This is a genomic window from Synechococcus sp. H55.9 (genome assembly GCF_047462355.1).
In the GTDB taxonomy this organism is placed as follows: domain Bacteria; phylum Cyanobacteriota; class Cyanobacteriia; order Thermostichales; family Thermostichaceae; genus Thermostichus.
Genome location: NZ_JANSJB010000037.1, coordinates 7,586 through 18,356, shown reverse-complemented (window position 1 = coordinate 18,356; position 10,771 = coordinate 7,586). Strand labels below are relative to the sequence as shown.

The 10,771-nt window shown below is 61.0% G+C and carries 11 protein-coding genes; 3 read left to right on the top strand and 8 right to left on the bottom strand.

Annotated features, from left to right (window positions below; translation table 11 throughout):
- Nucleotides 1–62: 62 nt before the first annotated feature.
- The 4 genes from NW857_RS06605 to NW857_RS06590 all read right to left on the bottom strand — a co-directional run bounded on the left by NW857_RS06605 (nucleotide 63) and on the right by NW857_RS06590 (nucleotide 2,203).
- Nucleotides 63–536, bottom strand: a complete 474-nt coding sequence (locus tag NW857_RS06605) for a F0F1 ATP synthase subunit B' (RefSeq protein ID WP_414333062.1) — start codon at nucleotides 534–536, stop codon at nucleotides 63–65.
- An 88-nt stretch (nucleotides 537–624) separates the two neighbouring features.
- The gene (atpE, locus tag NW857_RS06600; protein ID WP_011430931.1) at nucleotides 625–870 is read right to left on the bottom strand and encodes an ATP synthase F0 subunit C; all 246 of its coding nucleotides are present in this window, start codon (nucleotides 868–870) and stop codon (nucleotides 625–627) included.
- 218 nt (nucleotides 871–1,088) lie between these two features.
- Nucleotides 1,089–1,835 carry a F0F1 ATP synthase subunit A gene (atpB, locus tag NW857_RS06595; RefSeq protein WP_414347865.1) on the bottom strand — a complete coding sequence of 249 codons (747 nt, stop codon included), beginning with the start codon at nucleotides 1,833–1,835 and terminating at the stop codon, nucleotides 1,089–1,091.
- Nucleotides 1,836–1,840: 5 nt separating this feature from the next.
- The gene (locus NW857_RS06590) at nucleotides 1,841–2,203 is read right to left on the bottom strand and encodes a hypothetical protein (protein ID WP_414333058.1); all 363 of its coding nucleotides are present in this window, start codon (nucleotides 2,201–2,203) and stop codon (nucleotides 1,841–1,843) included.
- Nucleotides 2,204–2,737: 534 nt separating this feature from the next.
- On the opposite strand from NW857_RS06590, the gene NW857_RS06585 reads away from it, so the two are divergent.
- Together NW857_RS06585 and NW857_RS06580 are read left to right on the top strand one after the other, a co-directional pair.
- The gene (locus tag NW857_RS06585) at nucleotides 2,738–3,322 is read left to right on the top strand and encodes a DUF3177 family protein (RefSeq protein ID WP_414333057.1); all 585 of its coding nucleotides are present in this window, start codon (nucleotides 2,738–2,740) and stop codon (nucleotides 3,320–3,322) included.
- Nucleotides 3,319–3,633, top strand: a complete 315-nt coding sequence (locus NW857_RS06580) for a hypothetical protein (protein WP_414333055.1) — start codon at nucleotides 3,319–3,321, stop codon at nucleotides 3,631–3,633. The genes NW857_RS06585 and NW857_RS06580 overlap by 4 nt, the downstream gene beginning before the upstream one ends.
- A 13-nt stretch (nucleotides 3,634–3,646) precedes the next feature.
- Here the strand turns inward: NW857_RS06580 and gpmI are convergent, their stop codons facing one another.
- From gpmI to mnmE, 4 genes are all read right to left on the bottom strand, one after another.
- Entirely contained in the window at nucleotides 3,647–5,239 is a 1,593-nt protein-coding gene (gene gpmI, locus NW857_RS06575) for a 2,3-bisphosphoglycerate-independent phosphoglycerate mutase (RefSeq protein ID WP_414337238.1), read from the bottom strand.
- A 222-nt stretch (nucleotides 5,240–5,461) separates the two neighbouring features.
- A complete protein-coding gene (locus NW857_RS06570; protein ID WP_414333052.1) occupies nucleotides 5,462–5,968 on the bottom strand; it encodes a tetratricopeptide repeat protein in 507 nt (168 codons plus the stop codon).
- A gap of 43 nt (nucleotides 5,969–6,011) precedes the next feature.
- A complete protein-coding gene (dps, locus tag NW857_RS06565) occupies nucleotides 6,012–6,512 on the bottom strand; it encodes a DNA starvation/stationary phase protection protein Dps (protein ID WP_414337237.1) in 501 nt (166 codons plus the stop codon).
- 105 nt (nucleotides 6,513–6,617) lie between these two features.
- Nucleotides 6,618–7,997, bottom strand: coding sequence for a tRNA uridine-5-carboxymethylaminomethyl(34) synthesis GTPase MnmE (gene mnmE / locus NW857_RS06560; protein ID WP_414333048.1), 1,380 nt, complete (start codon nucleotides 7,995–7,997; stop codon nucleotides 6,618–6,620).
- 156 nt (nucleotides 7,998–8,153) lie between these two features.
- Here mnmE and glgP point away from each other — a divergent pair, with 156 nt between their 5' ends.
- Nucleotides 8,154–10,754 (top strand): alpha-glucan family phosphorylase, encoded by a 2,601-nt coding sequence (glgP, locus tag NW857_RS06555; RefSeq protein WP_414333046.1) that lies wholly within the window; start codon nucleotides 8,154–8,156, stop codon nucleotides 10,752–10,754.
- The last annotated feature ends 17 nt before the right edge of the window (nucleotides 10,755–10,771 follow it).

Below are 10,771 nucleotides of genomic sequence, written 5' to 3'. Positions count from 1 at the left end.
AGCGGGCATCAGGCTCCACACCAGCATCACGCGCTACTCCCAAGGAATGTTCAACCGGCCACTTAACGGGCGCTGCCCAACAGCTTCTCGGTGATCTGGGCGGCAATGGCATCCACTTGCTGCTGCAGTTGTTCGAGCGCCGTCTGCTTTTCCTGCTCAACTTGCCGCCGCGCCGCCTCCAGCTTGGCTTGGATCTCCGTCTGGGCTGCCGCCAGCTTCTCCGCACGGATGCGGGCTGCAGCCGCTTCCGCCTCGGCGATCACCTGCTGCGCCTGTAGGCGGGCCTTGCCGATCTCAGCCTCGTACTGGCGGGTCAGAGCCATCGCCTTGTCCAACCGCTCCTGGGCCTCCGCCTGGGTGGTGCGGATGTAGTCGTTGCGGCTGTCGATGACCCGAGTAACCGGCTCGTAGAAAAGGGAGTTGAGCACGGCCACCAGCAGCAGAAATTGGACGGCAATGATGGGCAAGGTGGCATCCAGATCGAAGAGGCCATTTTTCTCGGCAGCTTCGACGGCCAACAAAGTTGAACAAATCATGAGGCCGCACCAACAGAAACAGGATCTGAGATCGAGCAGGGAAGGGGGGCAAGACCCCAGCTCTCGGCCTGGGCCGCCCCCAGAGGCATTAGGCGAAGGGGTTGGCAAACAAAAGTACCAGTGCCACCACCAAGCCGTAGATGGTCAACGCTTCCATGAAGGCCAGGCTGACCAGCAGGTTGCCGCGGATTTTATCTTCTGCTTCCGGCTGACGGGCCAGCCCTTCCATAGCGGCGGCGGCAGCATTCCCCTGGCCCAGCCCCGGGCCCAGGGATCCCAGGCCAATTGCCAGAGCGGCAGACAAAACAGAAGCAGCAGAGGTTAACGGATCCATAGTGAGATGCTCCTTGTCAGTACAAAACAGAGGGTTGACACGAACGCAACAGCGCTTTGAGCGTCGAGGTGATCTGGCTTGATATTTAACCGATCGCCTCTTTGTCGGCGGCCTCTCGGCCCCAACAAACCTTACCAGAGAAGGGATCCCTTGCAACGACCCATTGGAGAGGTTTTGAGAGCTGGGCCCTGAACTCGGCGGCTGGCTCAACTCCTGGGTCAATCGTGGTGATCCCCACCCCCATGACCTTCCAGCGCCTCTCCAATGTAAGCTGCCGAGAGCGTCGCGAAGATCAAAGCCTGAATGGCCCCTGTAAACAGGAACAGGATCATCACCGGCACCGGGATCAACAACGGCACCAGCAACACCAACACCGCGATCACCAGCTCCTCTGCCAAGATGTTGCCGAACAGACGGAAGCTCAGCGAGAGAGGTTTGGTGAAATCTTCCAGGACGTTGATGGGCAACAGAACCGGCGTGGGCTCGATGTACTTTTTAAAGTAGGACAGCCCTCGCTTGCTAATACCGGCTACAAAATACATGACGCTGGTGAGCAGCGCCAAGCCGGCGGTGGTGTTGATGTCGTTGGTGGGAGAGGCCAGCTCTCCTTCCGGCAGGGGAATCAACTTCCAAGGGAAGAGGTTGCCCATCCAGTTGGAGACAAAGATGAACAAGAACAAGGTGCCAACATAGGGCACCCAGGGCCGGAAGTTGCGCTCGCCAATCTGGGCGCGGGCAATGCTTTGCACAAATTCCAGGGCATACTCAACGAAGTTTTGCAGGCCAGCCGGCTCCCGCTGCAGTTGACGAGTCCCCAACAGCACCACGGCCAAGATCAGGGCGATGGCGATCCAACTGGCAATCAAAACCTGCCCGTGAACGGTGAATTTGCCCAGGTGCCAATAGAGGTGATGGCCGACCTCAAGTTCTGCTAGAAGAGGAGGAGAGGAGAAGAACAGGTTCATGGGCATCACGCAGAAGAGGATAAACGAGTCAGCGTCTGGACAAGATGAATGAGCAGGGCGACCTTGTAGGTCATGAACCCCAAAAAAATAGGCAAAATCTGTAAAGACTTCACCTGAGTGGCCAGGACGATCAGCCCGACAAACAGAGCCAAGCGCGTCACGCCCAGCCGGCTGCGACTTTTGCCCAGCTCCGCAACACCACGGCCCAGCATGCGCAGATAGACTACGCCAACGATTGCTCCGAGCAAGTAGTTGGCCGCCACCCCTGGGGAGTAGACCAGGGCCACTCCCACAGCGATGGCCAGACTCACGCCCAAGGTAACCACCACCAGCCATAGCTGCAGCGCTTCATAGCTCCTGCCAGCCATTGTCGCCTTCTCCCCCGAACCCGCTTCGCCCGGAGCAAGCGACGGCTGCGACGCACTCTGGCAGCCTAAATCCTCCTCCTGCTGGGACGGAGGCGGCGCCTCCTCTAGGGGAGGCAAAGGCTTGGGCTTCCACGGGGTCGCCTTCCAACGGGCAGGACTGTGGGAGAGAAGTCGGGAAGAACGTGCCATGGGAATGAGGTCACCACCTCTGAGGATCTGGCCTTAACCCAAAATAACACGACTAAGTAACAATACTTAACGAGTTGGGCCGGGCCAGGACGGGATGGAACCTTACAATCATCGCCTCGAAAGACGACTAGCCCTTCGACAGACGGAGATGTTCCTCTAAGAATCTACCACCTTCGCGGATCGGCAACGGCAAAAATGGAAAACTTTCTGAAAGCCCTCGGATGTAAAGTTTTGCCTAAGGTGGCCGAGAAGCTGCAATATTCTGTTACCTCCTGTTGTTTTGAGGTGGATCCCGCCGACCCTGCCGCTCTATATACTATGGGGCAGTGAGAAGAAAGGGCGAGGATGATCCCCGTGAGTTGGCTGGTCAAGGCGATCTGGGTGGACTACAGCTTGGCCGTGGCGCTGACGGTGGTGCTGCCGTTGGCTCTCCTAATTTGGGCTTTTGCGGTGGGGTTACGTCCTCTGATTCAGCTCTTGATCGTTTACTGGCGGGTGTCCAGCCTCTTGGCGGTGACGGTGTATTTGATGATTGGTGGCCTGCCCATCAGCTTCTTGAGCGGGGCGATGGCGCGGCTCTTGATCCCGGTCTGCCTGTGGTTCTGGCGAGATTGGAGCACTGCTCTCAGGCAGTCGAGAAGCTGGGCGGCACGAGCTTTTTTGCTCTGGCGGTGGGCTGTAACCGGTTACATGGGGGCCGGGATCCTCTTTTCGGGGGCCTTCGTGCCCTGCGCCTTCCGGGCTTCTCTATCGGCGGAGTGTCGAGCTTGGCTTGAGCCGCCGCTGGGGTTTCGAGAGATTTTCCATCCCAATGTGCCGCCGGAGCTGCTGGGGAGCGTGGGGGCGTGGGGCTTGGTGGCCTACCTGCTCTATAGCGTTTACTTTGTCTGGCGGCTGCGGCCCGGTGCAGACAAGGGGGAGCTGGCATGAGTGCTTTGCCCTGGCCGCTGGCCTTGGAGCGCTACAGCCAGGCTCACCCCCAGGAGGTGCTGCGGGTGGAGGTAGAAAGCGAGGGGGAAGTTGATTTGGTGCTGATCTACCGCGGCTACAGCAGCTCCCTGCGCCGGCCCACACCCCCCGATCCGGAAGTGGCGGTGATCCCTCCCCAGGCTCGCTTTTTGCAGTTGGAGCGCCTGAGCGCCCCCTATCACCCTGAGCGCTCGCAGGTTTTGGCCCTCTACCGCAACTGGGAAGAGCTGAGAGCTTGGCTGGCCCAGGCTGGGATCCCAGTGGCCGAGTGAGCAATTCCCGGTCTCAGCGCCCCACTGGGCTGGGTTGCCGCTGCAGGATGGTGTATTCTGCCGGCTGCAAGAGCGAGCGCCCTGTCATCTCGGCAGGTTGAGGCAGACCTAAGATCTCCAGAAGGGTGGGGGCCACGTCGGCCAGGGTGCCGTCGGAGCGCAGCTTGACGTTGCCGCCGCGACTGGGGATTTTGCGCTTTTCCCCCTCCACCAGGATGCAGGGGACGGGGTTGGTGGTGTGGGCGGTCCAAGGGTTGCCCTGCTCGTCCCACATCAGCTCGGCGTTGCCGTGATCCGCCAAGATTAAGGTGGTACCCCCCGCATCCACCACCGCCGCCAGCAGACGGCCCAGGCAGCGATCCACCGTCTCCAGCGCCCGCACGGTGGCCTCGAAGTTGCCGGTGTGGCCCACCATGTCGGGATTGGCATAGTTGAGCACCACGAGGCTGTATTCGCGGCGGGCGATAGCTTCGATAGCCTTGTCGGTCACCTCCACCGCCGACATCTCCGGCATCTGGTCGTAGGTGGCCACCAGCGGGCTTGGCACCAAGATGCGATCTTCGCCGGGAAAGGGCTGCTCGATGCCGCCGTTGAAGAAGTAGGTGACGTGGGCGTACTTTTCCGTCTCGGCAATGCGCAACTGCTTGAGGCCGGCCTCGCTCACCACTTGGCCCAGCAGGTGATCCAGGTTCTGGGGCTTAAAGAGCACCTGCACCGGCAAGGTTGGATCGTACTGCGTCATGGTGATAAAGGTGAGATCCGGAATCAGACGGCGCTGGAAACCGGAAAAGTCAGGGCAGACGAAGGCTTGGGTGAGCTGGCGGGCGCGATCCGGTCGGAAGTTGAAGAAGATGACTGCATCTCCCGGCTGCACCGCCCCCGGAGCCAAGCGAGTGGGGGGAATGAACTCGTCGGTAACATCCTGGGCGTAAAAGTCTTCCATGACCTCAGCAGCGCTGCGGCCACAGCCAGGGCCGTCTTCCGTCAGGATCTCGTAGGCCTTCTGGGTACGCTCCCAACGGCGATCCCGATCCATGGCGTAGTAGCGGCCACTCAGGGTGGCGATGACGCCATTGCCCAGCCGTTGCAGCTCTTTTTCCAGGGCGGCCAGAACCCTGGCCCCGTCGCGAGGCAAGGTATCGCGGCCATCGGTGATGGCGTGGACATAGGCCGGGATCCCAGCCTGGGTCGCCAACTTAAGCAAGCCATAGAGATGGTCGATGTGGGAGTGAACCCCGCCTTCGGAGCAGAGGCCGATGAAATGAAAACGGCCCCCTCGCTCTTTGAGTTGGCAACACACCTCCAGCAAGAGGGGCTCCTGGAAGAGGGATCCCGTCTCGATGGCGTCGCTGATACGCACCAATTCTTGCGGTACCACCCGCCCTGCCCCCAACGTCAGATGCCCGACTTCAGAGTTGCCCATCTGTCCTGCCGGCAGGCCCACAGCTCGACCTGAGGCTTGCAGCAGAGCATGGGGATAGGCAGCCCAAAGGCTATCCAGGACAGGGGTTTGGGCAGCCAGCACCGCGTTGCCATCGAGAGCGTCCCGATAACCCCAGCCGTCCAGGATTACCAGAACCACAGGTGCTACCGATTGCGAATCCATGAAATGGCCTCTCGTTTTTAAGACATAATACCAGCCCCGGCAACACGATACCGGATCTTACATGTGTGCTCAAGATTTCCATATTTCAATCTTCTTTTGAGAGGATAAGGAAAGGCTTATAGAGGCATGATGAGCTTTTAAGCCCAACCCATCTGAACAACTGTGCCTCAGTCAAGAGTATTTCTGCGGATGGAATTGCAGAGGGAATCCCCAGGAGCTGGGCTACAAGCGTTTGCGCAGAGAATCCGAGCGGCGCTTGGCAATGGCATTTTGGGGATCCAACTTCAGGGCAGTTTCGTAAGCTTCCAGGCTTGGGCCATAGAGATTTTTCTTCTCATAGGCATGGGCCAGGTTGTTCCAAGCGGTCACATAGCCGGGATCCGCTGCCACTGCATCTTTGTAGTAGCGGATGGCCAGGTCGTATTGCCCCTGGCTGAAGTAGGCAAAACCGAGGGCGTTGCAGACGGGGGGAATGTTCTCCCCAGCCACCTCTAGAGCTTTTTTAAGCTGGACGATGGCCTGGTCGTAGAGACGCTTTTGCAGATAGACGCTGCCCAACTCGTAGTGCTCCTGTGGGGATCCCTTGCCTTTGCTCAGGCGAGGCTGGAGCTGCCGGATGACTTTTTCCTGGGCCCGCACCCGCAGCACCTCACGCAGGACGAAGTAGCCTGCCACGCTGAGGATACCGGCCAAAGCCACCAGGTACAGGAGGGGAGCGTTGACGCCCATTTTTGCCTACTCCACTTGCCTATCCAGATTTGGCTTGCCGACGTTACGCCTGCAGGTGAGCCTCGATGAACCAAAGATCTTTGTCGATCTGGCGGGAGATCTCGGTAAACAGGTCGGCGGTGTCGGCATCCCCCAGTTCGGTGGTGCGGTCGATGTTGCGGCGGACAGCAGCCGCATACTGGCCGTAGCGGGCCGCCAAAGCCTGCAGGTGAGTCCGCCCCTCCTCAGCCGTTAGGTCGTATTCGGGCAAGTTCGAGGTTTGGGCGACGATGCGAGCGGTACCGCGGGCAATGCCCCCCAGAGCCGTAACCCGCTCCGCCAGCATGTCTACGTAGTTTTCCAGGGTGCCGGCAAAGGTGTCAAACATCTCGTGCAGGGCGATGAAGTTCATGCCTTTGACGTTCCAATGGGCCTGCTTCACCTGGGTTTTCAGATCCAGCGTGTCCGCCAAGGACTGGTTGAGCAACTCCACCAGTTGCGCGCGGGCCTCGGCCGGCAAGTCGATCTGGGTGGGGTAGAGACGGGTTTTTGCGGCGGTAACCATAGCCAACCTCCTAAGTTGTGTCTCCATTATCCGGGATCCGCTGTGAGGATCCCCAACTCAGCCCATACTAACACAAACTCAGAATGAGTATGAGTTAGTGAGCACTTACTTGCCGATGCAGAAGCGGCTGAAGATCTGATCCAGCACCGCTTCGGAGATCTCCTCGCCGGTGATCTGGCCAAGGGCGTGCAGGGCGTCGCGCAGGTCGATGCTCCAGAAATCGAGGGGGAGCTGCGCCTGCATAGCCTGAACTACCTGTTCCAGGCTGGCTTGGGCCTGGCGGAGGGCGGCGGCCTGGCGCTGGTTAAGGCTCACCTCCAGGTTGGGCTGGGGCCGTCCCTGGGTGACAAGCTGCTCCAGGGCCTCTTCCAGCTCCGGGATCCCTTGGCCTTGGGCGGCGACGGCGGGGACGCGGTGGGTAATCTCGGCGGGGAGGGGGATCCCGTCAGGGGGGGCGAGGTCGGTTTTGTTGATGACCAAGATGAGAGGGCGGTGGCGAATGGACTCGTAGATGGCGGCGTCGGCATCCGTCCAGCCGGCCTGGGCGTCGATGACCAGCAGCAGCACATCGGCAGCCTGGGCCAGCCGTTGGGAGCGCTCCACCCCTAGCCGTTCCACTGGATCGTCGGTGGCGCGAATGCCGGCAGTATCCAAAAGCTGGACGGGGATCCCTCTCACCACCAACTGGGATTCCACCACGTCGCGGGTGGTGCCGGGCAGGTCGGTGACGATGGCGCGATCCTGGCCCGACCAGGCGTTGAGCAGGCTGGACTTGCCGACATTGGGCCGTCCGACGATGGCCACTTTCACCCCGGTGCGCAGCAGTTGCCCCCGCTCGGCGGTGGCCAGCAGGGCCTGCATCTGGGCCTGGATGGCTTGCAGCCGGGCCTGCCAAGCGGGAACATCCAGAGGGGGCAGATCCTCTTCAAAGTCGATGCGCGCCTCGATCTCGGCCAATAAGCCCAGCAGCTCCTGGCGCAGGGCGCGGATGGACTGTCCCAATTTGCCCTGCAGCCCCGCCAGCGCCATCTGGGCTGCCTGCGGGGAGCGAGCCGCCACCAGATCGGCCACACTTTCGGCCTGGGTGAGGTCGATGCGTCCGTTCAAGAAAGCCCGCAGGCTGAACTCCCCCGGCTGCGCCAGCCGTGCTCCCTGGCGCAGGCACTGCTGCAGCGTGGACTGAACCACCATGATGCCGCCGTGGCAGTGCAGCTCCACCACGTCCTCATGGGTGTAGGAGCGGGGGGCCTGCATCCAGACAGCTAGGGCCTCATCCAACCGCTGGCCCTTCTCATCGTGGATCCAGCCGTAGAGGAGGCGATGGCTCTCCCAGGTGGCGTTGCGGCGAGCGGGGGTAAAGATGGCCTGGGCAATGGCCAAAGCCCGCGAGCCGGAAAGGCGTACAATGCCAATGCTGCCCTGCTCGGGCACCACAGCAGTGGCAATGGCAGCAATGGTGTCGGCCAGGGGTGCAGTTAGATCCATATGTAACAAGGAATGCGCTATGCCTTGGTTCCCTGGAAGCGGCAGGTGGTACCTAGGCAGGATCCCGGCCTTCAACTCGAAAGAAGCTGTAAAAAACTGTGCTCTCCCGCCGAGGTCAGGGTAGCTTGGCAGTGGCGACCTGCACGCGTCCTAACTATGAAGCCGTTACGCACGTTTAAGGTTACTCCCTACCTGCCGGCTGCTCTGGAAAGTCTGCGCTTGCTGGCCTATAACCTGCATTTTAGTTGGAACGTGGAAACCCGCAGCCTGTTCCAGCGCATGGATCCGGATCTCTGGGATGCCTGTGGCCACAACCCGGTGGCTTTGCTGGGGCAGATGCGGCAGGAGCGGCTGGACGAGCTGGCGGAGGATCCCGGCTTTTTGGCCCAGTTGGAACGGGCCAGCCAACAGCTCCAGAGCTACCTGCAGGAAGACACCTGGTACCGCAAGTATCGCTCGGCCCAAGCGGTGGAAGGGGAGTGCTACGCCTATTTTTCAGCCGAGTTTGGTCTGGCCGATTGTCTGCCCATCTACTCAGGGGGCCTGGGGGTTTTGGCCGGGGATCACCTCAAGGCGGCCAGCGACCTGGGCCTGCCGCTGGTGGGGGTGGGCCTGCTCTACCAAAAGGGATATTTTCGCCAGTACCTCAACCCCGACGGCTGGCAGCAGGAGCGCTACCCTGTGAACGATTTCTTCAACATGCCCCTGGAGCTGCAGCGGGATGCGGAGGGCCGCGAGATTCGCATTGAGGTGGACTACCCCAAGCGCAAGGTGTTTGCCCGCATCTGGAAGGCGATGGTGGGGCGGGTGCCTCTGTATCTTTTGGACACCAACATCGAGCCCAACAGCCAGTACGACCAAGACATCACCGATGAGCTGTACGGCGGCGACCAGGACGTGCGCATCCACCAGGAGATCATGCTGGGCATCGGCGGCGTGCGGGCTTTGCGCGCCCTTGGCATCCATCCCACCGTCTACCACATGAACGAGGGGCACTCGGCTTTTTTGGCCGTGGAGCGCATCCGCCTGTTGATGCTGGAGCAGGGGCTGAGCTTTGAAGAGGCTTGGCAGGTGGCCAAGTCCAGCCAGATGTTTACCACCCACACGCCGGTACCCGCCGGGATCGACCTCTTCCCGCCGGACAAAATCGACTACTACCTCGGCTTCTACTACAGCCAGATGGGCCTGAGCCGGGAGCGCTTTTTGGCCCTGGGCCGCGAAAACACCGGCGACTTCCAGTCCCCCTTCAGCATGGCGGTGCTGGCCATCAACATGGCCTCGTTTGTCAACGGCGTCAGCAAGCTGCACGGGGCGGTCTCGCGCAAGATGTTCAGCCGGCTATGGCCCGGGATCCCGCTGGAGGAGGTGCCGATTACCTCCATCACCAACGGGGTGCATGTCCGCACCTGGGTGGGGGAAGAGAACCAAGCCCTCTACGATCGCTACCTGGGGCCGGATTGGGCGGAGGCTCCCCCCACCGATCCTCTTTGGCAAAAGGTGGATCGGATCCCGGATGGGGAACTGTGGCGGGCCCACGAGCGCAGCCGCTCCCGCTTGATCACCTTCACCCGCGAGCGCCTGGTGGAACAACTGCAAAAGCGGGCCGCCTCGGCAGTGGAGATTCAGCGAGCCTCCGAGGCCCTCAACCCAGAGGTGCTCACCATTGGCTTTGCCCGCCGCTTTGCCACCTACAAGCGGGCCACCCTCTTGCTCCACAACCTGGAACGGCTCAAGGCCTTGCTCAACCATCCCCAGTACCCGATGCAGTTTATCTTTGCCGGCAAGGCCCACCCCCGCGATACAGCCGGCAAAGAGTTGATCCGCCAGATCGTGCAGGTGTCGCGCCAGCCGGAGTTTCGCCAGCACTTAGTTTTCATCGAGGACTACGACATGTACATCACCAGCCTGATGGTGGCCGGCGTGGATGTGTGGCTGAACAACCCCTTGCGCCCTCGCGAGGCCAGCGGCACCAGCGGCATGAAGGCGGCGGCCAACGGTGGACAGAACCTGAGCATTTTGGATGGCTGGTGGGATGAGGCCGATTACTACCAGACCGGCTGGCCCATTGGCCGCGGCGAGGAATACGAGGATCGCGCCTACCAAGATGAGGTGGAGTCGAATGCCCTCTACGACCTGCTGGAACAAGAGGTTGCCCCTCTCTTTTACCAGCGCGGCAGCGATGGCCTGCCCCACGCCTGGATTCAGCGCATGAAGCAGGCGATTCGGCTCAACTGCCCCCGCTTCAGCACGCAGCGCATGGTGCTGGAGTATGCCGAGCGGGCCTACATCCCCCTCAGCAACTACTTTGACCGCATGCGCCGCGACAATTTCGAGTCGGCTCGCCAGTTCACCCGCTGGCGCAATCATTTGCAGGAGAACTGGTACAACATTCGGGTCCTCAATGTCCAGATTGAAACCCCGAAGAAAGCTTCCGCCGCCGGCCTCCCCTCGGCGCAAGATGACCAAGTGGTGATGGCCCGGGATCCCCTTACGGTGACTGTCGAGGTGCGGCTGGGATCCCTGCAGCCGCAGGATGTGATCGTCCAGGCCTACCAGGGGCCGGTGGACGACAACGGCCAGATCCAGAACGGCCAGGCGACCTCTTTGCCCCATGTGGAGACGATGGAGGATCGCGCCATCTTCTCCGGCCAGATTCGCTACGAGGCCAGCGGCCTACAGGGGCTGGCCATCCGCTTGTTGCCCTTTCACCCCGATATGCACGATCCCTATGAGCTGCGGCTGATGCTCTGGGCCTAGAATTCCCATTCCACCCA